24 protein-coding genes are annotated in these 24,234 nt (G+C 68.9%); 20 read left to right on the top strand and 4 right to left on the bottom strand.

Annotated elements, in window-relative coordinates:
* Positions 1-23: 23 nt before the first annotated feature.
* On the bottom strand, positions 24-971 hold the full coding sequence (locus tag SD455_RS12720; protein WP_445508334.1) for a flavin reductase: 948 nt from the start codon (positions 969-971) through the stop codon (positions 24-26).
* 134 nt (positions 972-1,105) lie between these two features.
* On the opposite strand from SD455_RS12720, the gene SD455_RS12715 reads away from it, so the two are divergent.
* From SD455_RS12715 to SD455_RS12675, 9 genes are all read left to right on the top strand, one after another.
* A complete protein-coding gene (locus SD455_RS12715; RefSeq protein ID WP_445508333.1) occupies positions 1,106-1,789 on the top strand; it encodes a GntR family transcriptional regulator in 684 nt (227 codons plus the stop codon).
* Positions 1,790-1,856: 67 nt separating this feature from the next.
* Positions 1,857-3,008: an LLM class flavin-dependent oxidoreductase gene (locus SD455_RS12710; protein ID WP_445508332.1), complete on the top strand. Its 1,152-nt coding sequence runs from the start codon at positions 1,857-1,859 to the stop codon at positions 3,006-3,008.
* Entirely contained in the window at positions 3,005-3,631 is a 627-nt protein-coding gene (locus tag SD455_RS12705) for an amino acid synthesis family protein (RefSeq protein WP_445508331.1), read from the top strand. The genes SD455_RS12710 and SD455_RS12705 overlap by 4 nt, the downstream gene beginning before the upstream one ends.
* Complete coding sequence (locus SD455_RS12700) at positions 3,628-4,179, top strand: amino acid synthesis family protein (RefSeq protein ID WP_445508330.1); 552 nt, start codon at positions 3,628-3,630, stop codon at positions 4,177-4,179. Before SD455_RS12705 ends, SD455_RS12700 begins: the two co-directional genes overlap by 4 nt.
* Positions 4,179-4,937: an alpha/beta fold hydrolase gene (locus tag SD455_RS12695; protein WP_445508329.1), complete on the top strand. Its 759-nt coding sequence runs from the start codon at positions 4,179-4,181 to the stop codon at positions 4,935-4,937. The genes SD455_RS12700 and SD455_RS12695 overlap by 1 nt, the downstream gene beginning before the upstream one ends.
* Positions 4,930-6,411, top strand: a complete 1,482-nt coding sequence (locus tag SD455_RS12690) for an aldehyde dehydrogenase (RefSeq protein ID WP_445508328.1) — start codon at positions 4,930-4,932, stop codon at positions 6,409-6,411. Before SD455_RS12695 ends, SD455_RS12690 begins: the two co-directional genes overlap by 8 nt.
* A gap of 11 nt (positions 6,412-6,422) precedes the next feature.
* Positions 6,423-6,632, top strand: a complete 210-nt coding sequence (locus SD455_RS12685; protein ID WP_445508327.1) for a tautomerase family protein — start codon at positions 6,423-6,425, stop codon at positions 6,630-6,632.
* A gap of 51 nt (positions 6,633-6,683) precedes the next feature.
* Complete coding sequence (locus SD455_RS12680) at positions 6,684-8,108, top strand: CCA tRNA nucleotidyltransferase (protein ID WP_445508326.1); 1,425 nt, start codon at positions 6,684-6,686, stop codon at positions 8,106-8,108.
* 95 nt (positions 8,109-8,203) lie between these two features.
* Positions 8,204-9,082, top strand: a complete 879-nt coding sequence (locus SD455_RS12675; RefSeq protein ID WP_445508325.1) for a 5'-nucleotidase, lipoprotein e(P4) family — start codon at positions 8,204-8,206, stop codon at positions 9,080-9,082.
* A gap of 101 nt (positions 9,083-9,183) precedes the next feature.
* On the opposite strand, the gene SD455_RS12670 is transcribed toward SD455_RS12675, so the two are convergent.
* Entirely contained in the window at positions 9,184-10,620 is a 1,437-nt protein-coding gene (locus tag SD455_RS12670; RefSeq protein ID WP_445508324.1) for a glycosyltransferase family 87 protein, read from the bottom strand.
* 135 nt (positions 10,621-10,755) lie between these two features.
* Between SD455_RS12670 and SD455_RS12665 the strand changes: the two genes are divergently transcribed.
* The 6 genes from SD455_RS12665 to SD455_RS12640 all read left to right on the top strand — a co-directional run bounded on the left by SD455_RS12665 (position 10,756) and on the right by SD455_RS12640 (position 17,759).
* The gene (locus SD455_RS12665; RefSeq protein WP_070161657.1) at positions 10,756-11,841 is read left to right on the top strand and encodes an inositol-3-phosphate synthase; all 1,086 of its coding nucleotides are present in this window, start codon (positions 10,756-10,758) and stop codon (positions 11,839-11,841) included.
* A 54-nt stretch (positions 11,842-11,895) separates the two neighbouring features.
* Positions 11,896-13,203, top strand: coding sequence for a DUF418 domain-containing protein (locus SD455_RS12660; protein WP_445508323.1), 1,308 nt, complete (start codon positions 11,896-11,898; stop codon positions 13,201-13,203).
* Positions 13,204-13,360: 157 nt separating this feature from the next.
* Entirely contained in the window at positions 13,361-14,413 is a 1,053-nt protein-coding gene (locus SD455_RS12655) for an ABC transporter ATP-binding protein (RefSeq protein ID WP_445508322.1), read from the top strand.
* 1 nt (position 14,414) lies between these two features.
* Positions 14,415-15,338: an ABC transporter permease subunit gene (locus SD455_RS12650; RefSeq protein ID WP_445508321.1), complete on the top strand. Its 924-nt coding sequence runs from the start codon at positions 14,415-14,417 to the stop codon at positions 15,336-15,338.
* A 47-nt stretch (positions 15,339-15,385) separates the two neighbouring features.
* On the top strand, positions 15,386-16,783 hold the full coding sequence (locus SD455_RS12645; protein ID WP_445508320.1) for a sensor histidine kinase: 1,398 nt from the start codon (positions 15,386-15,388) through the stop codon (positions 16,781-16,783).
* Between the two features lie 103 nt (positions 16,784-16,886).
* Entirely contained in the window at positions 16,887-17,759 is an 873-nt protein-coding gene (locus SD455_RS12640) for a response regulator transcription factor (RefSeq protein ID WP_070158531.1), read from the top strand.
* 7 nt (positions 17,760-17,766) lie between these two features.
* Here the strand turns inward: SD455_RS12640 and SD455_RS12635 are convergent, their stop codons facing one another.
* Positions 17,767-19,020, bottom strand: a complete 1,254-nt coding sequence (locus SD455_RS12635) for a metal-dependent hydrolase family protein (protein ID WP_070158532.1) — start codon at positions 19,018-19,020, stop codon at positions 17,767-17,769.
* A 3-nt stretch (positions 19,021-19,023) separates the two neighbouring features.
* A complete protein-coding gene (locus SD455_RS12630) occupies positions 19,024-20,499 on the bottom strand; it encodes a sodium:solute symporter family protein (protein WP_070158533.1) in 1,476 nt (491 codons plus the stop codon).
* A 119-nt stretch (positions 20,500-20,618) separates the two neighbouring features.
* Here SD455_RS12630 and SD455_RS12625 point away from each other — a divergent pair, with 119 nt between their 5' ends.
* The 5 genes from SD455_RS12625 (at position 20,619) to rplI (ending at position 23,946) form a co-directional block, all read left to right on the top strand.
* On the top strand, positions 20,619-21,965 hold the full coding sequence (locus tag SD455_RS12625) for a M18 family aminopeptidase (protein ID WP_445508319.1): 1,347 nt from the start codon (positions 20,619-20,621) through the stop codon (positions 21,963-21,965).
* A 217-nt stretch (positions 21,966-22,182) separates the two neighbouring features.
* Positions 22,183-22,482 (top strand): 30S ribosomal protein S6, encoded by a 300-nt coding sequence (gene rpsF / locus SD455_RS12620; RefSeq protein WP_070158535.1) that lies wholly within the window; start codon positions 22,183-22,185, stop codon positions 22,480-22,482.
* 63 nt (positions 22,483-22,545) lie between these two features.
* On the top strand, positions 22,546-23,142 hold the full coding sequence (locus tag SD455_RS12615; RefSeq protein WP_085437900.1) for a single-stranded DNA-binding protein: 597 nt from the start codon (positions 22,546-22,548) through the stop codon (positions 23,140-23,142).
* Between the two features lie 78 nt (positions 23,143-23,220).
* Positions 23,221-23,460 carry a 30S ribosomal protein S18 gene (gene rpsR / locus SD455_RS12610; RefSeq protein ID WP_070159044.1) on the top strand — a complete coding sequence of 80 codons (240 nt, stop codon included), beginning with the start codon at positions 23,221-23,223 and terminating at the stop codon, positions 23,458-23,460.
* A gap of 33 nt (positions 23,461-23,493) precedes the next feature.
* Complete coding sequence (gene rplI, locus SD455_RS12605) at positions 23,494-23,946, top strand: 50S ribosomal protein L9 (protein WP_070159043.1); 453 nt, start codon at positions 23,494-23,496, stop codon at positions 23,944-23,946.
* The last annotated feature ends 288 nt before the right edge of the window (positions 23,947-24,234 follow it).

The raw sequence follows: 24,234 nt of genomic DNA, 5'->3' as shown, positions 1-24,234 counted from the left end.
GGCCGACGGACGCGAGAACGAGGTCAGATCTGGGTCAGTCCGTCGCTGTCGAAGAAGCTTCCGGCCTTGTAGAGCATGGGGTCTGCGTCCGTCACCTCGGCATGGCCGACGCGGCAGATGAACACGGTGTGGGTCTTGGCCTGGAACCGGTCGCGGATCTCCGCCTCTAGGGAGGCTGGGGATCCATCGATGAGCGGACTGCCCGCGGGAGCCGGGTGCCAGTCCACCGAGGCGAATTTGTCTGAAGCCTTGGAGGCGAACGTCGCGATGGTCTCGCGCTGCCGGGTGCCGAGGATGTTGATCCCCAGGTGCGTGGCAGAGAACAACGCCGGGTAGGTCGAGGAGCTCTTCTGGATGCACACCAGAACGAGCGGTGGTTCCAGCGACACAGAGGTGTAGGCGTTGACTGCCAGGCCCCGTGGGCGGCCTTCGTCGTCCTGGGTGGTGACCACGGTGACCCCGGTGACGAACTGTCGGTTGAAGGTCTTGAGAATCTCCGGGTCCGGCGAGCCGCTGAGATCGTCCGTGCGGACCGGTTGGACCGGTGATCCTGCGTCGCTGAGGTGACGGATTCCGAGGGAGTGCAGCATCTCGGTGCCGTCCCACGTGACTTCCTCGTGGACGATCTGGCCGTCGTGGAGGGTGATCAGGTTAGTGCCGTAGGTCTTCACTGTCCGGCCTGTCGGAGGGACGCCGAGGAAGGACTCCGTGTGCGTGCCGCGGGTGGACCAGAAGACGACGAGTCGTTCCTCCTCGGCCACGAGGGAGTCGATCGTCGTCTCGATGTCAGGGAACCCTTGGCGGATGCTGAGGATCTCCTCTTCGAGTTCTGCTGCGGTGAGAGTCGCGCCGGAGGAGCGGCTCACGCGTCTGTAGTCGGGGGCCATCAGGTCAGTCAGGGCGGAGACGTCGCCGTGGGTCCAGGCCTGCTGCCAGGCGTACTCAAGGTGATGTGTCGTCAACTGTTGCATGCAACAGACCGTAAGCCAGATCACAATCGTCCGTCAATGATCGAGGGTAGATCGCTCAGAATGCGCGCAAACAAAGCAAACTGGCCAACCGCGCTCGCTTGACCCCTGGGAATCTGGCCAGCTATGTTGCATGCATGACAGATCTCACATCCGAGCCCGCTGTCGACTCCTCGGAGTCGACTTTGCTGGAGAAGGTGCGTGGCCTCGTGGTCAGTGGAGTCCTGCCGCCAGGAGCCTCGGTCTCCGAGATTTCCCTGGCGAAGAAGTTCGAGGTGAGCCGCACCCCCATCCGGGAGACCCTCAAACAGCTGCAGCTCGAGGGACTGGTCGAGATCCGACCGAAGGTCGGCACCTTCGTCCGGGAGCCCACCCGCCGGGAGATCGTCGAGCTGTTCCAGCTCAAGGAGAGTCTGGAGGGCCTCGCCGCCGGCCTCATGGCGCGGCGCGGCCCCGTCCCCGAACTGGACATCCTCGACAAGAACATCGAGGAGTCTGATGAGGCTGCTGCGGCCGACGATGCTGCGAGGTACGCAGATCTAGTGGACGAATTCCACCGGACGATCATCCACGGGGCGGACAACCGCAAGCTCCACGAGCACTACGAGCTGCTGATGAATCAGCTGGCGTTCCACCGCATGGTGATCAGGACTGCGGAACATCCCGGACGGATCCGAGCGTCCACCGCCGAACATCGGACGGTGGTGGAGATGATCCGGGCGAAGGATCACTTTGCAGCGGAGTCCGCGATGCGCAATCACGTCTACGCCTCAGTCCGTGAGGTCCTCACCGATCCGCGGACCGCTACACAGGAGAACTGACCTGGGCGACTCGTGAGCTGAGCCGGCCCCAGACCTCGCCGGTGCACACCGGCAGAAAGGATCCACGATGCGATTCTCCGTTTTTCACGGACAGGGAGCCCCCGGCGACCTGCAGAACTACCAGAAGCACATGCGCGACGCCCGAGAGTATGCCATGGCCGCCGAAGAGGCGGGATTCTGGTCAGCCTGGTACACCGAGCACCACTTCGGGCATGAGGGGCAGGAGCTGATGCCCAACCCGATCTTGATGGGGGTGGACATCGCTGCCCGTACCACCACGCTCAGAATCGGCCAGGCCGCCTCCATCGTCACATTCTGGCATCCGCTGCGCCTCGCCGAGGACCTCGCGCTGCTGGACCAGCTCTCAGGAGGACGTCTTGAGGTCGGTGTCGGACGTGGGCTGTACGGACGAGAGGCCGTCAACCTCAACCCTGCCGCCGACCCGCGGGACCAGCAGAAGAACCGGGCCCTCTTCGAGGAGACCATGGAGGTCCTCAAAAAGGCCTGGGGCAACGAGTTCTTCAGCCACACCGGCGAGTTCTTCGAGTTCCCCGCTCCGGGGGTGCAGTGGAGCCACCCGATGTCCCCGGCCACGCCGGAGTTCACACAGGAGGGGGAGATCACCCGGCTGCAGCTGGTGCCCCGGCCGATGCAGCAGCCGCATCCGCCCATCTGGCAGGTCATCGACTCGCCGCGGTCCATCATCAACGCTGCCGCAGAGGGCACCCAGGCGATTTTCTGGATGCCGCCGGTCTCCGAGCTTAAGGGGCGCTTCGAGCTCTATCGTGACAAGGCCTCCAAAGCTCAGGGGCGTGAGGTTCAACTGGGTGAAGGCATTGCGCTGGTCAGGGATGTTTACGTCGCCGACACGATGGAGCAGGCCCGTCGCGAGTTCGAAGAGGCGGTCATGAACACCTACCGCTGGGTGACGCACTGGAGGGGCCTGGGCAACCTCATGGAGGCGGACGAGGAGCTCACTGAGGAGCACACCCTCGACTTCGACATGCTCATGGAGCGCAACATGCTTGTCGGCACCCCCGAATACGTGCGGGAGAAGATCGAGGAGCTTCAGCGAGAGGTCGGGCTCGAACACCTGATGCTCTGGACCACGCACCCGGGCCTGAAGCATGAGCATGCGATGCGGAGCCTGGAACTCTTCTCCACTGAAGTGATGCCGCACTTCGTCCAGCAGACCGCCGAGGCAGGACAGCCTCGATGAGCGTCATCCCCGTGCCGGACGCAGCCGACCTCGGAGTCCGGAAGATCGTGTGCCACATCGAGGAGACACTCTCCGAGGCTGGAGAGCCGCCCCACCGGCCGGCTCTACGCGCCACAGCCGCCGCGGTGCTGCGTAACCCCTGGATCGGCACGGGCCACGCAGAGGACCTCGGACCGGAAGCACGCCGGGTCGCCCCCCGTCTCGCACAGCTGCTCACCGGTCAGCTCATCAGCAGGCTCGGCGGAAGTGACCGCATCGAGGCGTTCGGCAAAGCCGCCGTCGTCGGGCTCGGTGGAGAGCTGGAGCATGCGGGGGCACTGATCCACACCCCCTACTTCGGCAACATCGTCCGTGAGCATCTAGAGGGCACCTCGGTGCTGTGCTTCGCTGACGAGCGCGCTGAGGCCGGCCAGCCGCTGGTGGTGCCGATGTGGCACAAGACCCACGCGACCAGTCGCAGCCACTATCAGACCACCAGCGTCAGGGTCGGTGACGCCCCGTCACCAGAGGAGATCGTCCTCGTCGTCGCCGCCTCCACCGGACCACGTCCCCATCCACGGCTCGGTGACCGCACCACTGACCCCGTCGTCACATCAGAAATCCTCAGAGGAGTCCAGGAATGACCATCCGGAAGATCACCACCATCATCGAAGAGATCCACCACGAAGGCGGGCGTGTAGTCGAACCTGCGGCGCGCGTCGCGGTGGTCGCCGCTGTCATCGAGAACCCTTGGCGCGGGCAGGGCTTCGTCGACGACCTTCAGCCGGGCATCGAAGCCACGGCCTCAGAGATCGGCGCCTTGCTGGCCCCCCGGGTCGTCGACGCGCTCGGAGAGACGGTCGAGGCCTATGGAAAGGCCGCGATCGTCGGGCTGGACGGTGAGGTGGAACACGGCTCAGCGCTGATCCACACGCTGAAGTTCGGGGACCACTTCCGTCAGGCGACCCAGGCGAGCACCCTGCTGCCAGCTGTCGAGAAACGGGGGCCGGCGGGTGTCCTCTTCGACATTCCGCTCAAACACATCACCGATGCGACGATCCGATCCCATCATCAGACGATCGAAGTGCGGGTCCCCGATGCGCCACACCCCGGAGAGATCGTCATCGCGCTCGCAGCAGCAGCTCAGGGGCGTCCTCAGCAGCGACTCGCGGACCTGTCGACGGAGCAGTGATGGTCGACGACGAGGCGATCCCCATCGTCTTGCTCCACGGCGTCGGACTGGACAGCTTGATCTGGAGCGACCTCCAGGCGGCACTGGCCGCCAGAGGTCGCCGCAGAGTGGAGACGGTCGATCTGCCCGGTCATGGGGTCCAGCCGCCGCTTGACGCATCTGTGACGTTGGACGATCTCGTCGAGGACCTGGCGCAGCGACTGCCCGATCGGATGCATCTGGTCGGCTTCTCCATCGGAGCGCTCATCGCAGCGCGTTTCGCTCGGCGTCACCCGCAGCGAGTCCTGAGTCTGACCTGTATGAGCTCGGTCTATGGCCGAACCCCTGAGCAGGTCAGCTCGGTGCGTGAGCGGCTCGACCACGCCGCCCGGGACTTCGAGGGCAGCGTCGAGGCCTCGCTGCGTCGTTGGTACCCGAGGGGCACCCCGGTCCCGTCCGATCGGATCGAGGCCACCCGCCAGGTCCTGCTGGCCAACGACGTCACGTCGTATCTGAGGGTCTACGAGGTCTTCGCCTCCGCGGATCAGCAGATCGTCCAGGACGTCCCCCAGCTGGAGATCCCCATCCTGGCGATCACCGGGTCAGAGGACCCCGGGTCCACCCCTGACATGAGCAGACGCCTGGCCGCGGCCGCAGTCGACGGGCGCGTCGTCGTCGTCGAGGGAGCCCGACACATGCTGCCCGTCGAACGCCCCGACCAGCTGGCCGAGACACTGATGAGATTCCTCGACGACAGGACAGGAGCACGCCATGACTGAACGACACGGACACTTCATCGGAGGCGAGCAGGTCGATCCGATCGAGGGCGGATACTTCGAGAGCCGGAACCCCGCGACCCTGGAGATTCTCTATGAGGCGGCTCGCGGGACCGCAGCGGACGTGGACCGGGCTGTCCGGGCAGCCCATGCCACGTACTCCGACCAGCGATGGAGGGATCTCTCGCAGACCCGGCGCGGGCATCTGCTGCGACGGCTCGGCGATCTCATCGCCGAGAACGCCGACGAGCTGGCTCGGTACGAATCCCTGGACAACGGCAAGCTGCTCCGCGAGATGCGCGGTCAGATGGGATCTCTGCCGGAGTACCTCTACTATTATGCGGGCCTGGCCGACAAGATCCAGGGCGACCAGATCCCGACCAGTTCGCCGCTGATGCTGAACTACACCATGCGTGAACCGCTGGGCGTGGTCGGAGCGATCACCCCGTGGAACTCACCATTGACACTCACGACGTCGAAACTAGCTCCGGCGCTCGCGGCGGGGAACACTTTGGTCATCAAACCCTCTGAGCACACGACCCGGTCAATTCTGCGCCTGGCGGAGCTGGCCCTGGAGGCAGGGTTCCCCGCGGGAGCCGTCAACGTCGTCTCCGGCTTCGGGGCCGAGGCAGGGCAGCCCCTCGTGGACCACCTGACGATCGCGAAGGTCTCGTTCACCGGATCCACAGCGACCGGCTCAGCGATCGGTGCCTCCGCCGGGTCCCGGTTCATCGGCTGCACTCTGGAACTCGGCGGCAAGAGTCCCAATATCGTCTTCGATGATGCGGACGTCTCGAACGCCGCCATGGGAGTCGTGGCCGGTATCTTCGCGGCCGCGGGGCAGACCTGCATCGCCGGCAGCAGGGTCTTTGCGCACCGGAGCGTCTACGACGAGCTGCTGGAGAAGGTCTCCGAGCGAGCTCAGAGCATCATTATCGGTGACCCGTTGCAGGATGAGACCGAACTGGGCCCCCTCGCGTTCGCAGCTCAGCGGGACAAGGTCGCCTCCTACGTGGAAGCAGGAGTGGCGGAAGGCGCCCGTGTGCACACCGGCGGATGCCGACCCGATACCCAGCTGCCCGGCTACTTCTACGCCCCCACCGTGCTCACCGACGTCACCCACGACATGCGAGTCGTCCGCGAGGAGATCTTCGGCCCGGTCGCAGCGGTCATGCCGTTCGACACCGAAGAGGAGGTCCTCCGCCTGGCCAACGACACCGAGTTCGGGCTGGCCGCCGGGGTCTGGACTCGCGATCTCGCCCGCGCCCACCGGATGTCCCGGGGGCTCGATGCCGGCACCGTGTGGGTCAACACGTACCGCGCAATGTCGCCGACGTCTCCGCGACAGGGGTTCAAAGCCAGCGGGGTTGGCGTCGAGCACGGCACGGAAACAATCCGTGACTACACGCGCCTGAAGAGCGTGTGGGTCAACACCGACGAAGGTCCCGTGGCGGATCCCTTCGTCATGCGCAGCTGACAGGAGTTGACATGCCGCTGATCGAGGTGTCCATCGCTGTCGGCCGATCGCCGGAACAGCTGAGGAGTCTGATCTCCGCGCTGCACCGCTGCGCCGAGCAGGAGGTGGGAGCCGCCCCGGAGAACACCACGGTGATCCTGCGGGAGGTGCCGACCACGCATTGGTCGAAGGCGGACAGGACCATAGAGGAACGCAGGTCCGAGCCTGCCGCGGGTCCATGACACTGCCGCGCGCCCGTGAGCAGGATCAGCCTGTGGGAAACTGTCTCTGTCATGCCTTATCTCCCTGCTGGATTTCCCGACGGCGCCTGGCTGCCCGACGTCGTCGTCGCACTCGGTGAACAGTTCGCCTCCCACGGCCATGAGCTCTCCCTGGTGGGCGGGCCCGTGCGTGACCTCTTCCTGGGGCGCACCTCCCCCGATCTGGACTTCACCACGGACGCCACCCCGGATGAGATCATCGCCGCCGTCGCCGGCTGGGCGGATGCGCACTGGGACATCGGCCGGGACTTCGGCACGATCGGGATCCGCAAGGGCGACGACACCATCGAGGTGACCACCTACCGGGCGGAGGCCTATGATCCGGCCTCCCGGAAGCCGCAGGTGCAGTTCGGCACGAACCTGGCCGATGACCTGGTACGCCGCGACTTCACGGTCAATGCGATGGCGCTGCGGCTGCCGTCCTGGGAGCTGGTCGATCCGCACGGCGGGGTGAAGGACCTGGTGGCCCAGCGGCTGCGGACTCCGTCCACGCCGGAGGAGTCCTTCTCCGACGATCCGCTGCGCATGATGCGTGCCGCCCGCTTCGCCTCCCAGCTGGGGCTCGACGTCGCCGACGACGTCCGCGCGGCCATGACCGCGATGGCCGGAAGGCTGGAGATCGTCTCCGCGGAGCGGGTGCGTGAGGAGCTGGTCAAGCTGATCTGCGGGGCGCATCCACGGATCGGAGTGGACCTGCTGGTGGAGACCGGGCTGGCCGACGTCGTGATCCCCGAGGTTCCGGCTCTGAAGCGCACCGACGACGAGCACCGTCGGCACAAGGACGTCTACCAGCACTCTCTGCAGGTCATGGAGCAGGCCGCCGGCCTGGAGACCGACGACGACGGTCCCGTCCCCGGCCCGGACTTCATCCTGCGCTTCGCGGCCCTGATGCACGACGTCGGCAAGCCGAAGACCCGGCGCTTCGAACCCGGCGGCGGGGTCAGCTTCCGGCACCACGACGTGGTCGGGGCCAAGCTGACGCGGAAGCGGATGCAGGCGCTGCGGTTCGACAAGGACACCATCAAGGCCGTCACCCGGCTGGTGGAGCTGCACATGCGGTTCTACGGCTACGGCGACGCCGGCTGGAGCGACTCGGCGGTGCGGCGCTACGTCACCGACGCCGGCGATCAGCTGGAACGGCTGCACCGGCTGACCCGCTCCGACGTCACCACCCGCAATCGGCGCAAGGCCGAGCGGCTCGCCCACGCCTATGACGACCTCGAAGAGCGCATCGCGGTGCTCGCCGAGCAGGAGGAACTGGCCAAGATCCGGCCACACCTCAACGGCGAGCAGATCATGGATGTCCTGGGGATCCCGCCCGGACCGCAGGTGGGGAAGGCGTACTCCTTCCTGCTGGAGCACCGGATGGAGAACGGTCCGGTCGCAGAGGACGAGGCTGTGCTGGTGCTCAAGGAGTGGTGGGCGGAGCAGGAGTGAGGTCGAAGCCTCCCCAGCCGACTTCCATTCCCTCCAGACGCACCCTGTGAGAACCTGAGAACGGACTTGGTATACCGCACGAGGGGAGTCGACTCATGAAGAAGACACTGGCTGGCCTGGGGGCCTTCGCACTGCTGGCGACCACGGCCTGCGCTGAAGGGGAGGACGGCGCGGACGTCGACGAGGACGTCAACGACGCCGCTGAGGCCGCTGACACCGACGACGACGGCGCGACGTCGGACGACGCGGCTGCCGAGGATGCGGAGACGGATGAGGACTGCGCGGTCCTCGAACATGCCATGGGTCTGCGCTGGCAGCAGCAGAGCGCGGAGGCCAAGGCCCTGCAGGCGCAGACCTACCGCCTGGCGGAGCAGCGCCTGGAGGAGCTCGTCGACGAGGCCGACGGCGAGGATCTGGCGCTCATCACCGACCTGGACGAGACGGCAGTGGACAACTCCGAGCTGCTCGCTCGGGACATGGCCCAGTGCCACGACTACACCGACTGGGAGACCTGGGACCACTGGGAGCGCGAAGGCACGGCCCGCGTCATCCCCGGCGCCCTGGAGTTCTTCGAGCGTGCCGATGAGCTGGGCGTGACGATCGTCTACCTCTCCGACCGCACGGAGGAGAACCTCGATGACACTCTCGCCATGCTGGAGGAGCTGGAGTTCCCGCAGGTGGAGGAGGACCAGGTCCTGCTGCTGGGTCCGCCCAAGCAGGAGCGCCGGGAGTCCGTGGAGGCCGAGTACGAGCTGATCATGCAGCTCGGCGACACTCTGCATGACTTCCATGAGGGGTACGCCGGCGCCGACCTGGAGGAGCAGCACGACCTCATCGAGGAGCACGCCGACCGGTGGGGCGACGACTGGTTCGTCCTGCCCAACCCGACCTACGGCTCCTGGCAGGAGGCCGAGCTCGACGAATGGGACGCCGAGATGGAGTTCGGCACCTACGACGAAGAGGGCAACCACTGAGGGGCTGACGTCGCTGACCTCGCTGGTCTCCGGCCGGGGCATCTCTCGGCCGGAGACCGGATCGCCCCGTGGGTTGTGGCCGGGCCGCGACGTGACGTCCGTCAGCGCCGCTGATCCAGCACCGGCGGGTTCCGCACGACGTCGCTCTCCGGCCGGTACATGTCCCGCACCACCACGGCCATGATCCACAGGGTCGCGGCCATGTGGCCCAGCACGGCCAGCACATAGACGCCGTCGGCCATGCTGTGCTGCGGCTGGTGGTCCCCGACGACGCCGGCCAGGTACATCCACACCGCCCAGAAGTGCAGGAACTCCGCGGCCTGCCAGATCAGCACGTCCCGCCACCGAGGCGCGGCCAGGGCGATCAGCGGGATCAGCCAGATCATGAACTGCGGCGAGTAGACCTTGTTGACCAGCGCGAAGGCCGCGACGATCAGCAGGAGCAGCTGGACGGTCCGCGGCGGGACGGGAGCCTTCGCGCCGAGGATCAGCACGCCGAGGCAGCAAGCCACGAACAGCGCCAGGCTCAGAGTGGAGATCAGCTCCGGCGCCGGCCCGCTGCCGCCCTGACCCTCGGCGAGCACCTGCCAGATGTGCCAGATGGAGGAGTACCCAGCGCCGCGCTCGGCGGAGAACGCCCAGAACTGGGACCAGTTCTCCGGGCTGACGAGCATGGCCGGGAGGTTCAGGGTCACCCAGGCGAGGACGGCGGCGCCCAGTGTGCGCCCGAACGCGCTCCACGGCAGGCCGTCGCGGCGCACGGCGAGCACGAACACCGCCCCCAGCAGGAACAGGGGGAACAGCTTGAAGGAGACTCCCACTCCGATCAGGGCGCCGGCGGTCAGGTGCTGTCCGCGCTGGTGCGCCAGCAGCGCCAGCACCAGCGCGGCCGTGGCCCAGAGGTCCCAGTTGATGCCCGCTCCGTAGATGATCGCCGGGGAGGTGGCCACGATCGCCGCGTCCCAGGGGCGTCGCCCGGCCGCTCGCATCACGGCCAGCACCAGCACGAACCAGGCCAGGGCGGCACCCAGGAAGGTCACGTCCCAGTACAGCAGGGACAGGCGGCCCTCCCAATACACCAGCGACGGCGCCAGCGTGCTCGTCACGGCGTCCACCCCGTGGGTGACCAGGGCGGCCAGCGAGGCCAGCAGGGAGGTCAGCACCGGGTACTCGAACCAGGCGCCGTCGACGAACGGCGCCCACGGGTCCTGCGCGAGCCCACGCTGCACATACAGCGCAGAGACGTCCGAGTAGCAGCCATGGTGGTACACGCCCACGCCCACCCAACCCTCGGCGCGGCAGTGCTGCATGGTCAGCACCGAGAGCAGCACGGCCACGGCGGTCATCACCAGCAGCGCGCGCGTCACGGTTCGATGACGCGAGGGCCGGAGCCGGGCACCGGCCGGGCCGCCCAGCCGGTCGGAGAGCAGCCGCAGCAGCGGGTCGGACCGGGTGGGGGCCACGGTCGCGCCGACGCCGACGCCGACGCGGACGTCGTCGTCGTCGTCGCTGGCGCGGGCTGCTGGAGGGGGTCTCATCGCCACCACTCTATGACTCGGTCACGTCCGTGGTCCTCCGCCGGGCGCCGGTGCTGATGAGGAATAATGGCGGCTCGACGGGCGTCCGTCTATGACGCCTTGAGACCTGAGCCGAGTTTCCTGAGGAGCATACCTGTGGCCACCAACCCCATCCGCGTCGCCGTCGTCGGCGTCGGCAACTGCGCCGCCTCCCTGATCCAGGGTGTGGAGTACTACAAGGACGCCCCGGCCGACCAGCAGGTGCCGGGCCTGATGCACGTCCAGTTCGGCGACTATCACATCTCGGATGTGCAGTTCGTGGCGGCCTTCGACGTCGATGAGGCGAAGGTGGGGCTGGACCTCTCCAAGGCGATCGGTGCGAGCGAGAACAACACCATCACCATCGCCGACGTCCCGCCCACTGGTGTGACGGTCCAGCGCGGACCCACCCTGGACGGGCTGGGCCGCTACTACCGGGAGACCATCACCGAGTCCTCCGCCGCGCCGGTGGACGTGGCCGAGGCGCTGAAGGCCGCCGAGGTCGACGTCGTCGTCTGCTACCTGCCGGTGGGCTCCGAGGAGGCCGCCCGGCACTACGCGCAGGCCGCCATCGACGCCGGCGCCGCCTTCGTCAACGCGCTGCCGGTGTTCATCGCCGGCACCGAGGAATGGGCGCAGAGGTTCACCGACGCCGGCGTGCCGATCGTCGGTGACGACATCAAGTCCCAGATCGGCGCGACGATCACCCACCGTGAGCTGGCCGCGCTGTTCGAGTCCCGCGGGGTCATCCTGGACCGCACCTATCAGCTCAACGTGGGTGGCAACATGGACTTCAAGAACATGCTGGAACGCGACCGGCTCGAGTCCAAGAAGGTCTCCAAGACCCAGGCGGTCACCTCCAACACCAGCGCGGACCTGCAGGCCGAGGATGTGCACATCGGACCCTCCGACTACGTGCAGTGGCTGGACGACCGCAAGTGGGCCTATGTGCGCCTGGAGGGCCGCAACTTCGGTGACGCCCCCGTGGCGCTCGAGTACAAGCTGGAGGTCTGGGACTCGCCGAACTCCGCGGGCGTGATCATCGATGCGCTGCGGGCGGCCAAGATCGGCCTGGACCGTGGCATCGGCGGCCCCCTGGTCTCGGCGTCGAGCTACTTCATGAAGTCTCCGCCCGAGCAGCTGCACGACACGGTCGCCCGGGAGCGGGTGGAGGCCTTCATCCGTGGAGAGGTGGAGCGCTGAGGATCATCCTTCGGAGGGATGAGCCGCGGTGGCAGCCTGCCTAGGCTGAGTGCCATGAGCGGACAGCAGCCGGACGGCCCCCTCGGCACGCAGCCCCACACCCCCGACGACGGCGGCGCGCCGCGGGCCGCCGGTGAGCCCGCCCAGCCGGCACGGCCGCCGCGGCTCGTCGCCGTCGACGCCCTGCGAGCCGTGGCGCTGCTGGGCATCCTGGCGGTCAACATCTGGTTCTTCGCGGAGCCCGGGCAGCTGACCACCGGCGAGTTCCACCGGGAGATCCAGGGCCCCGGCGACCAGCTGGCGGCCTTCACCGCCACACTGCTCTTCGAGGCGAAGTCCTATGTGGTCTTCTCCTTCCTCTTCGGGCTGTCCTTCGTGATGCAGTGGGCCTCGGCCCACCGGGCCGGGGTCTCCGAAGTGGGCCGCTCGGTGCGCCGTTTCGTCATGCTGGCCGTGCTCGGTGTCCTGCACGGCATCTTCCTCTTCGTCGGCGACATCCTGCTGGCCTACGCGCTGCTGGGCTTCGCGCTGCTGGGCATGCGGCGGGTGCGCACCCGCACCGCGCTGATCGTCGCCGGCGTGCTCTACGGGGCGGTCACCCTGTTCCTGTTCGGCATCGCGGCGCTGGTGCTGCTGGCCGAAGGGACCCCCGGCTTCGACGAGGCTATGACGCTGCCCGGTGACGCCGACGCCGCCGTCGCCGCCTACACCGGGACCATCGGCTCGTATCTGGGCTTCCAGCTGGAGGCCTACGCCACCATGGCTCCCATGATCATCTTCGGGCAGGGGCTGATGGCCTTCGCCGCGTTCCTCATCGGACTGGTGGTGGGGCGCTCGCAGCTGTTGGAGCGCATCGTCGGCCGGGACGTGCCGACCGGCCGCCTGGTGGCGATCATGCTGCCTGCACTGGTGGTGGGCCTGCTGATCTCCGGGGCTGCGGCCTGGATCGATTGGGGTGCCCCGGGGTCGGTGCCCACGGAAGAACCCGGCATGGGAGTGATGCTCCTGGCCCAGGCCCTCACCCTGGCCGGCGGGCCGGTCCAGTCCTTGGGCTACGTGATCCTCGCGCTGCTGGTCTTCCGCAGCCCGGCCTTCGGCTGGCTCACCGCCGCCCTGGCTCCCGCCGGACGCATGTCGCTGACCAACTACCTCGGCCAGTCCCTGGTGCTCGCCGTGGTGTTCTCCGCGCTGGGCCTCGGCCTGGCCGGTGAGCTCACCGCGCTGCAGATCGGCGTGATCGTGCTCGGGCTGTGGGCCGTCCAGCTGCTGCTCTCCCGGCTCTGGATGGCCGGCTTCCGCACCGGGCCGCTCGAGGCCCCGCTGCGGGCGATCACCTACGGCCGGGCTCCCCGCTGGCGGTGAGGCGACGCGGCCCACGGAGGTCCCCTCAGCCGGAAGGATGACCCGCCCGCCGTCGTCGCGGACCGGAGACGCAGAAGATCACCCCACAGGCTGAAGCCTGCCAGCCCACCGGCCCGTAGCGTGAGGGACACCATCACCACCATCAGGGAGGGTCCCGATGATCACCGCCGAGGCGCTGACCAAGGTGTATCGGGCCGGACGGTCCGGACCTCACCGGGCCGTGGACGCCATCAGCTTCACCGCCGAGCCCGGACGGGTGACCGGGTTCCTGGGCCCCAACGGGGCGGGCAAGACCACCACCATGCGCCTGGCCATGGGGTTGGACCGGCCGACCTCGGGCAGCATCACCGTCAACGGCCTCCCCGTCGGACGGCATGCCGCCCCGCTGCGTCAGGTCGGCGCGGTGCTCGACGCCGGCGCCACCCACCCGGGTCGCACGGGTCGCCAGCATCTGCGAGTGCTGGCCAGCACGCACGGGATCGCCCGACGCCGTGTGGACGAGGTCATCGAGATGACTGGACTGGGCTCGGTGGCCGACCGTCGGGTGAAGGGCTACTCCCTGGGGATGAATCAGCGTCTCGGCATCGGTGCCGCGCTGCTGGGTGACCCTGCCACCCTGATCTTCGACGAGCCCGTCAACGGGCTCGACCCCGAAGGGGTGCGCTGGGTCCGGCAGCTCGCCCGGCAGCTCGCCGCCGAGGGCCGCACTGTGCTGCTGTCCTCCCACCTGATGTCGGAGATGTCGCAGACCGCCGACCACCTGATCGTGCTCGGCCGGGGCCGCATTCTGGCCGACATGCCCCTGGCGGACTTCATCGACGCCGCCGGCGGGACCAGGGTGCTGGTGCGCAGCGAAGACGCCACTGAGCTGATGACGGCGCTCTCGGCGGAGGATGTCACCGTCACCGCCCATGACGCCGAGACCTTCGAGGTCGTCGGGCTCGACGCGCGGACCATCGGCCGGCGCGCCCGCGAGATCAGCGCGGCGCTGCATGAGCTCACCCCGCTGCGCACCTCCCTGGAGGAGTCCTACCTCCGGCTGACCCACGACGCCGTGGAGCACCGCAGCGGCGGCCTCACCCCCTCCAAGCCGGCCCTCACAAGCCCGGGCGCCACGAATGCGGCCGGCACAGTCCCGGCCCTCACAAGCCCGGCCCTCACCGGTCCCGCGACGGCGGACCGAACCGCCGAGCAGGACGGAGAGCACTGACATGACCCCGGAGACCTCCGCCGCCGCCCAGCACCCACGTCTCAACACCGCCAACGGCACGGCCCCGCGGCCCACCCGACGCCAGCACGACGTCGACCCCACCCTGAAGGGCCTCAGCCACCTCCGGGTGCTGAGCTCCGAGCTGCAGAAGATCCTCACGATGCGGGCGGCCTGGTGGCTCGGCGTCGGGGCCCTGCTCCTGGTGCTGCTCTTCGCCTGGATCTCCGCCATCAGCCTCAGCAGCATGCTCCGCTGGCAGCAGGAGGACCCGCTCTCCGCCCCTCCCGAGCGGGTCATGCGCGACATGGCCCTCGAGACCCCGCTGACCGGTCTGGCCTTCGCCGCCATCCTGGTCGGCTGCATCGGAGTCATCGCGATCACCTCGGAGCACGCCACCGGATCCCTGCGCTCCTCACTGGCCGCCGTGCCGCGGCGGACCCTGCTGTACACGGCCAAGGGTCTCGCCGTGGCGCTCGTGCTCGGTGCCCTCACCGCGGTGCTGATCCTCGGGATCCTGCTGATCGCGGTGCCCACCGCCGCCACCCACGGGCTGGCGCCGGATCTCACCGCCGGCGAGACCTGGCATCGGCTCATCACCCACTGGGCCGGCGTCGTGCTGGCCGGTCTCATCGGTTTCGGGCTCGGTGCGGTGCTGCGCAGCACGGCCGGAGGGATCGTCACCCTGGCGATCCTGCTGTTCGTGCTCCCGATGTCCCTGGAGATCCTCCTGGCGATGGCCGGGGACTCCGCGCTGATCGAGACCCTGCACCGGTGGCAGTTCGCGAACCTGATGACCAGCTTCACCGTGCCCGACCCGCAGCTCTCCGACCAGATGAGCACCCTGACCGCGGGCCTGGGGATGGTGGCCTGGACGGCGGCGGCGACGGTCGCCGGCGGCCTGCTGTTCCGGCGTCGTGATGCTTGAGGCACAGGCACCCTGTGCCGACTGCATGGACGCGTAGGCTCGAGACCATGAGCACGACGCCGCCGGAGACGCCCGCCGAGCAGCCCCCCGGGTGGCAGGACCTCGGCCTGGTCCGCCGCCGGGGGATGCGCGGCTGGTTCCGACGTCACCCCCGGACGATGAACGTCGTCGTCTCCGCGATCTACCTGCTGTTCTCGGCCTGGACCCTGCCCAGCGCGTTCATCGACATGGGCGCGCACGGCTGGTGGGTGGGTGTGGTCCAGGTGATCATCGCCGTCGTCCTGCTGTTCCGCCACCGGTGGCCGCTGGGGACCGCCGCGGTGGTGATGCTCGGCGAGGCGGCCGGGGTCTTCATCTACCCCTGGCAGGGCTCCCAGATGCTGGGCCTGTGCTTCGTCGTGTACTGCATCGGTCTGCACCGGGGTCTGACCTGGGGTCTCGGTGTCGGGCTGCCCGCCACCCTGGCGGCCTACCTCCCTCTGCTGCGGGTGGACGCCTGGCTGGACCGCTATGAGTTCAACTACTGGGAGGAGGTCTTCGGCGTCTACTCCTCCCCGCAGGAGTCTCTCGTGCCGCTGGTGATCATCATGGTGCTCTCCGCGGGGATCGCCGCGGGCATCGGAGCCGCGGTGCGTCGCGGACGCAGCCATGAGCGGGAGATCCTCGAGTGGGCCGGTCACACCCGTCAGCTGGCGCAGGTCGCCGAGCGCAACCGGATCGCCCGGGAGATGCATGACGTGGTGGCCCATTCGTTGTCGGTGATGATCTCCCTGGCCGACGGCGCCCGGGTGGTGGTCCGCCGGGACCCCGAGCGGGCCGCCGAGGTCCTCCACGAGGTGTCCAGCACCGGCCGCACCGCCCTGGCGGACATGCGCCGGGTCATCGGGGTCCTCAAGCAGGGCGACGGCGTGGATCAGGCGCTGCGTCCGGCGCAGGAGTCCCTGGAAGAGCTCTACGAGGGCTTCCGGCAGGCGGGACTCCCCCTGACGGTCACCATGCAGGGTCCGCCGCTGCCCGACGATGCCGCCTTCGGACTCACGGTGCACCGGATCATCCAGGAGTCGCTGACCAACGTGCTGCGCTATGGTCGGCAGGTCAGCGCGGTGGAGGTCCGGATCGAGCACCAGCCGGGCCGCACCGCCGAGGAGGTCGAGGAGCTGCGCGCCCAGGGTCTGGACGAGCAGGAGCAGGCGGCGCTGGGGATGAGCAGCGCCAGGCAGGTGGTCCTCACCATCACCGACGACGGCCTCTCCCCGGAGGTGGGCCACCGGGCCCCCTCGGTGGGCTCGGGCCAGGGGGTGCGAGGGATGAACGAACGGGCGGCCTTCTACAACGGGTCCGTCTATGCCGGGCCCGGCCGGCATCGTGGATGGATGGTCCGCGCGGTGCTGGAGCCGCCGCCGAGCTCCTCGACGCCGTCATGGGCGTCCGGCGAGTCCGGCTGAGGAGACTGGACGGACGGGCCGTCGCCGTGGGGGAATGACCGTGATGAGGGGCGCCGCGGACGAGCGGCGCGGAGAATGAGGGGCACCGAGGATGAGGAGCAGGATGGATCAGCACGCTGACGCGCTCGAGCAGGCCACCGAGCGGACCGGGCCGGTGCGGGTGATGCTGGTGGACGACCAGCACCTGCTGCGCATGGGGTTCCGCCTCATCCTGGAGGGCGAGGAGGACCTGGAGGTGGTCGCGGAGGCCGCCGACGGCGTCGAGGCCTTGGAGCTGATGCGCACCCTGCCGGAGGAGCAGCTCCCGCAGGTGGTCCTGATGGATGTGCGCATGCCGCGCATGGACGGCATCGAGGCCACCGGACGGATCGTCTCCGACCACCCCTGCGCCCGAGTGATCATCCTGACCACCTTCGACCTGGATGAGTACGCCTTCTCCGGGCTGCAGGCCGGCGCCAGCGCCTTCCTGCTCAAGGACGTCGCCCCGGAGGACCTGGTGGGCGCCGTGCGGGTGGTGGCCGAAGGCGACGCCGTCGTCGCGCCCCGCATCACCCAGCGGCTGCTGGAGACCTACGTGCGCCGGCCTGCTGGGTCCGACGACGGCTCACCGGCCGCGTCCCAGCAGGGGCCGGCTTCCCCGCCCGTCGCCTCGTCGAGCGCGGCTCCCCAGCAGTCCGGCACCCAGCAGTCCGCCACTCAGCAGTCCGGGGGTGGGCAGTCCGGCGGTGAGCGACCCACCGGCGAGCAGATCGCCGCGGCCCTCGACGACGGCGTGGTGCGCGAGCCGCTCACCCAGCGCGAGACCGAGGTGCTCTTCGCCGTCGCGGAAGGGCTGTCCAACGCGGAGATCGCCGGTCGGTTCTTCCTCTCCGAGGCCACGGTGAAGACCCACGTGCGCCGCATCCTCACCAAGCTGCAGCTGCGCGACCGGGTCCAGGCCGTGGTCTACGCGTACCAGACCGGCCTGGTGGGCTGAGTCCGGCTCAGGGCAGCGAGGAGGTGACGAGCCGGCCGGCCTGCACCACCGCTCGCAGGTGACGGTCCGGGTCGGCGAGCACGCCCGGGTCCTGCAGGGGGTCCCCGTCGACCACCAGCAGGTCGGCGGCCGCACCGGGAGCCAGGACGCCCAGGCGCCCTTCGGCGTTCAGCAGGCGGGCCGCCGTCTCGGTGGCGGAGAGCAGCACGTCCCGAGCCGGCATCACCTCCCCACGGATGCGGAACTCCGCGCACTGATGCGGATGCATCGCCCCCAGCAGGTCCGTGCCGAAGACGACGTCCACACCGCCGCGCCACGCCCTCTCCAAGGCACGCAGACCCGCCTCGAGGACGACGTCGACCTTCTCCTGGCTCGCCGGGGGAAGCCCTGCCGCGGCGCCTTCGGCCTTCAGCCGGTCGTAGGTCACCAGCGTGGGCACCAGGAAGGCGGAATGGGCTCGGAAGAGCTCCACGGAGTCGTCGTCGATGAGGTTGCCGTGTTCGATGCTGCGCACGCCCAGCCGCAGCCCGCGGTTCACGGCGCGCGCGGTGTAGGCGTGCCCGGCCACATAGCGGTTCGCGGCCTCGGCCTCCTCCACCACGGCCGTGATCTCGGAGTCGCTGAACTGCAGGGAGTCCACTCGGTCGGTGGGGGAGGCCACGCCTCCGGAGAGCATGATCTTCACGTGGTGGGCTCCGGTGCGGAGCTGGTGGCGGGCCGCACGGCGGACCTCCGACTCGCCGTCGCAGACCAGCCCGATGTCGCAGCAGGTGTCGTCCGAGGCGAAACGGCTGGGAGCGCGTCCGTCGCCGTGTCCCCCGGTGGGTGACAGCGCCCGGCCGCCGAACACCACCCGGGGACCTTCCCAGAGCCCTTCAGCCACGGCACGGCTGACGCCGTGGTCGGCCCCGCCGACGTCGCGGACCGTGGTGAAGCCGCGCCGCAGCATGGAGCGCATGATCTGCGACCCTCGGGCGCCCACGTAGAACGGCGACTCCTCCGCCTGGCGGAACAGGTCGGCGGTGCCGGCCAGCACGTGCACGTGGGCGTCGATGAGGCCGGGGATGACGATGCGGCCCCCGGCGGAGACCTCCCGAGCGTCGGAGGGCAGGTCCGGGGCGGAGCCGATGTCCTGGATGAGTCCCTCGGCCAGCACCAGCGTCTGGTTCTCCGTGAGGGACCCGGCCGCGACGTCGGCCACGGTGGCGTCACGGATGACCAGCGGGGTCGATCCGGGAGCGGCGGCGGGAAGATCGGTCATCGGTCAGGGCTCCTTGCGGGTGGACGGGTCGGTGGTGCCGGAGTCCGGGGCGTCGGGGCCGGAGCCGCCGGGTTCGGCGTCGGCCAGCTCATCCGGCAGGGCCTCCGCGCGCGGCGTGGTCACGAGGCTGACCACCACCAGGGCGACGACGGCGGCCGGCAGCGAGACGATGACGGCGTTGAGCTCGCTGTCGGCCAGCTGCTCCCAGCCGATGGTGACCAGCACCCCGAGACCCATGGAGGTCAGCACCGCGGGTGTGGTGGCCCGCCGCCAGAAGAAGGCCGCCATCAGTGGGGGCACCAGAGCCACGCCGTAGACGGTGTAGGAGTACATCTGCAGCTCCAGCACGGTGGGGAAGAACGTCCCCAGCACATAGGCCAGCACGGCGATCACCAAGATGGTGAGCCGGTGGGTCACGATCCGACGCCGGTCCGAGAGCTCGCCGCGGGAGAAGCGGGCGAAGCCGTCGTAGACGATGTTGCTGCCCACGGAGAGCAGGAAGCTGGATCCGGTGGTGATGATGAACGCCAGCGCGCTGGCGAGGATGAGCCCGCCCAGCACGGTCGGCATGAGCCCCGCCGAGGCGAGCCCGAGGACCGCGTCGCCCGGGTCGCCGTCGGGCAGCAGCGTGATCGCCGCGGTGGCCAGGACGATCACGGGGAAGTAGATCAGGAAGGAGGCGAAGAACATGCCCGCCATGGCGTGCCGGGCCGCGGCCGGATCCTTGGAGGCACCCAGCCGCTGATACATGTTCTGATCGGCGATGATGAGCAGGAAGGTCGGCAGGAAGTAGCCCAGCAGCGCCAGGGCACTCAGCCCGCCGGAGAACGTGGTGGCGTCCTCGGGCAGGTTCTCCCACCAGCCGGTGAAGCCGTCGGTGTGCCCCAGCACCAGGGGCACGGCGATGAGCAGCCCGGTGACGATGATCGCCGCGGAGAAGAAGTCGGACCAGGCCACGGACTTCAGCCCGCCGCCGAGCGCCAGGAAGGTGATGATCAAGGTGGCGATGATCGCGCCCTGGCCGGGCGTCAGCCCGGTCACCAGAGCGATGATGCTGCCGCCGCCGGTGAACTGATAGGCCACGATCCCGATGTAGGCGAGGATGGTGATCGCCGCGGCGAGCATCCGCACCGAGATCCCGAAGCGCATCTCCAGGATCTGCGGCACCGTGTAGGACCCGGCGACCCTGATCCGGCGGGCCAGCACGTAGAGCACCAGGATGCCCAGCGGGGTGCCCGCGAAGAAGATCAGGGAGGCCAGCGGGCCGTAGCTGTAGACGAAGCTGGCGCCGCCGATGATGGTTCCGGAGCCGACCCAGGTGGCCACCAGCGTCCCCACCATGACCACCGTCGGCAGCTGGCGTCCCGCGAAGATGAAGTCATCCCCGGTGGAGATCTTCTTGGATCGGCTGAACCAGATGCCGGTGGCGATGAGGCCCAGCAGGTACAGGATCAGGATGCTCACGTGGACCAGGTTCACGGCCCCTCCTCAGCAGTGGTCGTCGTCACTGCCGACTGTAGGCGAGCATTCCTGGCGAAGGGCACAGCACACGCCCCGATGGTCGGACAGGTTTCCCGACCGAACAGTAGGATGAGGTCATGCCTGAGACCTCCTCCACCCCGCAGACCACCGCCCTCACCGGCGACGCGCTCCTCGACGACCTCGCCGGCTACGTGACCGCCTCGCCGTCGTCGTATCACGCCGCCGTGACGGCGGCCCGGCGCCTGGTGCAGGCGGGATTCACCCAGCTCGGCGAGCACCAGGACTGGCCCGCCGCCCCCGGCCGGTACGTGGTGGTCCGCGACGGCGCGGTGCTGGCCTGGGTGGTCCCGGAGGGGGCGGACGCCACCACGCCGCTGCGCATCCTCGGTGCGCACACCGACTCCCCGGGGTTCAAGCTGAAGCCGAAGTCCACCGTGGTCAGCCACGGTTGGGTGCAGGCCGGCATGGAGGTCTACGGGGGGCCCCTGCTGAACTCCTGGCTGGACCGGGAGCTGCGCCTGGCGGGGCGGCTCGTCACCCGCGACGGCGCCACCCATCTGGCCGCCACGGGCCCGGTGGCGCGCATCCCGCAGCTGGCCATCCACCTGGATCGGAAGGTCAATGACGGGCTCACGCTCGGCAGGCAGGAGCACACCGCTCCGATCCTGGGCCTGGCCGGCTCGTCGGAGGCTGCCGCGGCGGCGGACGTGCTGGCCGTGGTGGCCGAGGCCGCAGGCGTCGCGGCGGATGAGGTCGACGGCTACGACGTCGTCGTCGCCGATGCCCAGGCACCGGCGCGTTTCGGCGCCGGGCGCGACGGGGCCGGGGAGTTCTTCGCCTCCGGCCGGCTGGACAACCTCTCCTCCGTCCACGCGGGGCTCGTCGCGCTGGAGCAGGTGGCGTCCTCCGCCGACGGCGGCGCGGTGATCCCGATGCTCGCGGCCTTCGACCATGAGGAGCTGGGATCCGCCTCCCGCTCCGGCGCCGCGGGTCCGTTCCTGGAGGAGGTCCTGGACCGCGTCTACGAAGGGCTGGGCGCGAGCGCGGGCCAGCGGGCCCGAGCCTTCGCCGCCTCTTGGCACCTGTCCTCGGATGCCGGCCATGCGGTGCACCCGAACTATGCGGAGCGTCACGACCCGGCCAACCGCCCGCTGCCCGATGCCGGTCCGTTGCTGAAGATCAACGCCAACCAGCGCTACACCACCGACGCCCCGGGGGCGGCCATGTGGGCGCAGGTGTGCCGGGCCGCGGACATCCCCAGCCAGGAGTTCGTCTCCCACAACGACGTCCCCTGCGGCTCGACGATCGGCCCCATCACCGCCACGCGGCTGGGGATCCGCACCGTCGACGTCGGGATCCCGCTGCTGTCCATGCACTCGGCCCGGGAGATGTGCGGGGTCGACGACGTCGCTCATCTGCGTGACGCGGCGGCGGCCTTCTTCACGGCCGAGCTGACGGTGTGAACGCGGCCGTTCCTCCTGTCGGAGGGGTCGGTTAGTGTCGGAGACGCAAAGCCGGTAGCATAGGGCAGGTTGTCTGACGCTGGTTCAGTGTGCCCGCCTGCGGGTCGACACCGGGACTCCCGGTCGTCGGAACTGGGCCGCGCAGATACGCACGATGCAATGAACCTCCTGTTACGGAAAGCCCGTGACCGCAAGACCGAAGGAGGTGGGTTCACACATGCGTCACTACGAACTGATGGTGCTCGTCGACCCCGAGGTTGATGAGCGCACTGTGGAGCCGACTCTCGGCAAGTACATGGAGATCGTCAAGAAGGACGGCGGCTCCGTGGAGGAGATCGACGTCTGGGGACGTCGTCGCCTGGCCTACGAGATCAAGAAGAAGAACGAGGCGATCTACGCCGTCGTGAACTTCCACTCCACGCCCGACTCGGCTGCCGAGCTCGACCGACTGCTGCGCCTGAACGAGACGATCATGCGCACCAAGATCATCCGCCCCGAGGACCAGCGCATCGCCTGATCCTCCGGTGGACGGGCCGTCAGGCCCGAACCCTGTCAGGCATGAACCCAGGAGGAGCTGTACATGGCCGGCGAGACCATCATCACTGTTGTCGGGAACCTGACCGCTGACCCGGAGCTGCGCTTCACCCCCTCGGGTGCGGCCGTGTCGAACTTCGTGATCGCGTCCACGCCCCGGTTCTTCGACCGTCAGGCGAACGAGTGGAAGGACGGAGAGACTCTCTTCGTCCGCTGCTCGCTGTGGCGTGAGGCGGCCGAGAATGCGGCCGAGTCGCTGACCAAAGGCACCCGGGTGATCGCCCAGGGTCGCCTGAAGGCACGCTCCTTCGAGACCAAGGAGGGCGAGCGTCGCACCTCCTGGGAGCTCGACGTCGACGAGATCGGTCCGTCGCTGCGCTTCGCCACGGCGAGCGTGCAGCGTCAGGGCCGCGGTGGCGGCGGCGGAGGATTCAATGGCGGCGGCGGTGGCGGCTTCGGCGGCGGTGCTGCGGCAGGTGCCGGCTTCGGCGGAGGGGGAGACTCCTTCGGCGGTGGCGGCGGCGGCCAGCAGAGCTCCGGCGGCTGGGGCGGCGACTCCGGCGGCGGCTCCTCCGACCCGTGGGGCGGACAGCCCTCCGGCGGCGGCTGGGACACTCCTGACACCAACGAGCCTCCCTTCTGAGGAAGGCCCACCACATAATCCTGTTCACCATCCCGCAGGAAGCACCTGCGGGCTCCGATCTAGAGAAGGAGCACCACGATGGCAAAGGCTGAACTCAAGAAGCCCAAGCCCAAGGCGAACCCGCTGAAGGCTGCTGACATCAAGGTCATCGACTACAAGGACACCGCCCTGCTGCGGAAGTTCATCTCCGACCGAGGCAAGATCCGTGCTCGCCGCGTGACCGGCGTGTCCGTCCAGGAGCAGCGCAAGATCGCCCAGGCGATCAAGAATGCTCGTGAGATGGCTCTGCTGCCGTACTCCGGCGCGGGTCGCGGCTGATCCAGGCTGTCTGGGAAGGAAAGGAACACACCAATGGCAAAGCTCATCCTGACGCAGGAAGTGTCCGGTCTGGGTGCCGCGGGCGACATCGTCGAGGTCAAGGACGGCTACGCGCGCAACTACCTGCTGCCGCGTGGCTACGCGCTGACGTGGACCAAGGGCGGCGAGAAGGACGTGGAGCGTATCCGCGCCGCTCGCAAGGCTCGCGAGATCGCCACCGTCGAGGAGGCGCAGGCGATCGCTGAGAAGCTGCAGTCGCAGCCGGTGAAGATCGGCGTGAAGACCGGGGAGTCCGGTCGCCTGTTCGGCACCGTGGGTGCCGCGCAGATCGCCGAGGCCGTCGAGGCCGCCGGTCTGGGCTCCATCGACAAGCGCACCGTCGAGATCCCCGAGCGGATCAAGGCCGTGGGCAGCTACTCCGCCACGGTGAAGCTGCACGCTGACGTCACCGCCGCGCTCGACCTGCAGGTCGTCGCCGCCAAGTGACCCGCGCAGTCCGCATCGTGCCTCGCTGAGGCTCGAGCCACGGACACCGCATCACCACAGGGCCCCGGGAGAACATCCTCCCGGGGCCCTGTCGTGTGTCCGGGCCCTGTCGTGTGTCTGGGGTGGGGTCACGCGAGCCTGGGGGCGCGCCGATCACAGGGTGTTCGGATCGAGGGGTCATTCTCCGGCACATCTCGCAGCGCTTGCGCGCGGCGGGGTCTATCGGTGGTTGCACCGGCCTGTTCATCAGGAGCCGCAGTGGAGCCCACTGAACCTAGTCCTCGAGTC

The organism is Nesterenkonia sp. K-15-9-6 (assembly GCF_052656005.1).
This window is presented reverse-complemented; position numbering and strand designations above follow the sequence as displayed.

Excerpts from the sequence above, each read along its gene's own strand:
- SD455_RS12640 (WP_070158531.1), top strand. The coding sequence starts at position 16,887 with ATGGATCAGCACGCTGACGCGCTCGAGCAGGCCACCGAGCGGACCGGG.
- SD455_RS12710 (WP_445508332.1), top strand. The coding sequence starts at position 1,857 with ATGCGATTCTCCGTTTTTCACGGACAGGGAGCCCCCGGCGACCTGCAG.
- SD455_RS12695 (WP_445508329.1), top strand. The coding sequence starts at position 4,179 with ATGGTCGACGACGAGGCGATCCCCATCGTCTTGCTCCACGGCGTCGGA.
- SD455_RS12650 (WP_445508321.1), top strand. The coding sequence starts at position 14,415 with ATGACCCCGGAGACCTCCGCCGCCGCCCAGCACCCACGTCTCAACACC.
- SD455_RS12690 (WP_445508328.1), top strand. The coding sequence starts at position 4,930 with ATGACTGAACGACACGGACACTTCATCGGAGGCGAGCAGGTCGATCCG.
- SD455_RS12715 (WP_445508333.1), top strand. The coding sequence starts at position 1,106 with ATGACAGATCTCACATCCGAGCCCGCTGTCGACTCCTCGGAGTCGACT.
- SD455_RS12670 (WP_445508324.1), bottom strand. The coding sequence starts at position 10,620 with ATGAGACCCCCTCCAGCAGCCCGCGCCAGCGACGACGACGACGACGTC.
- SD455_RS12615 (WP_085437900.1), top strand. The coding sequence starts at position 22,546 with ATGGCCGGCGAGACCATCATCACTGTTGTCGGGAACCTGACCGCTGAC.
- SD455_RS12645 (WP_445508320.1), top strand. The coding sequence starts at position 15,386 with ATGAGCACGACGCCGCCGGAGACGCCCGCCGAGCAGCCCCCCGGGTGG.
- SD455_RS12635 (WP_070158532.1), bottom strand. The coding sequence starts at position 19,020 with ATGACCGATCTTCCCGCCGCCGCTCCCGGATCGACCCCGCTGGTCATC.
- SD455_RS12720 (WP_445508334.1), bottom strand. The coding sequence starts at position 971 with ATGCAACAGTTGACGACACATCACCTTGAGTACGCCTGGCAGCAGGCC.
- SD455_RS12700 (WP_445508330.1), top strand. The coding sequence starts at position 3,628 with ATGACCATCCGGAAGATCACCACCATCATCGAAGAGATCCACCACGAA.
- SD455_RS12625 (WP_445508319.1), top strand. The coding sequence starts at position 20,619 with ATGCCTGAGACCTCCTCCACCCCGCAGACCACCGCCCTCACCGGCGAC.
- SD455_RS12655 (WP_445508322.1), top strand. The coding sequence starts at position 13,361 with ATGATCACCGCCGAGGCGCTGACCAAGGTGTATCGGGCCGGACGGTCC.
- rpsR (WP_070159044.1), top strand. The coding sequence starts at position 23,221 with ATGGCAAAGGCTGAACTCAAGAAGCCCAAGCCCAAGGCGAACCCGCTG.
- SD455_RS12680 (WP_445508326.1), top strand. The coding sequence starts at position 6,684 with ATGCCTTATCTCCCTGCTGGATTTCCCGACGGCGCCTGGCTGCCCGAC.
- SD455_RS12685 (WP_445508327.1), top strand. The coding sequence starts at position 6,423 with ATGCCGCTGATCGAGGTGTCCATCGCTGTCGGCCGATCGCCGGAACAG.
- SD455_RS12660 (WP_445508323.1), top strand. The coding sequence starts at position 11,896 with ATGAGCGGACAGCAGCCGGACGGCCCCCTCGGCACGCAGCCCCACACC.
- SD455_RS12675 (WP_445508325.1), top strand. The coding sequence starts at position 8,204 with ATGAAGAAGACACTGGCTGGCCTGGGGGCCTTCGCACTGCTGGCGACC.
- SD455_RS12705 (WP_445508331.1), top strand. The coding sequence starts at position 3,005 with ATGAGCGTCATCCCCGTGCCGGACGCAGCCGACCTCGGAGTCCGGAAG.
- rpsF (WP_070158535.1), top strand. The coding sequence starts at position 22,183 with ATGCGTCACTACGAACTGATGGTGCTCGTCGACCCCGAGGTTGATGAG.
- rplI (WP_070159043.1), top strand. The coding sequence starts at position 23,494 with ATGGCAAAGCTCATCCTGACGCAGGAAGTGTCCGGTCTGGGTGCCGCG.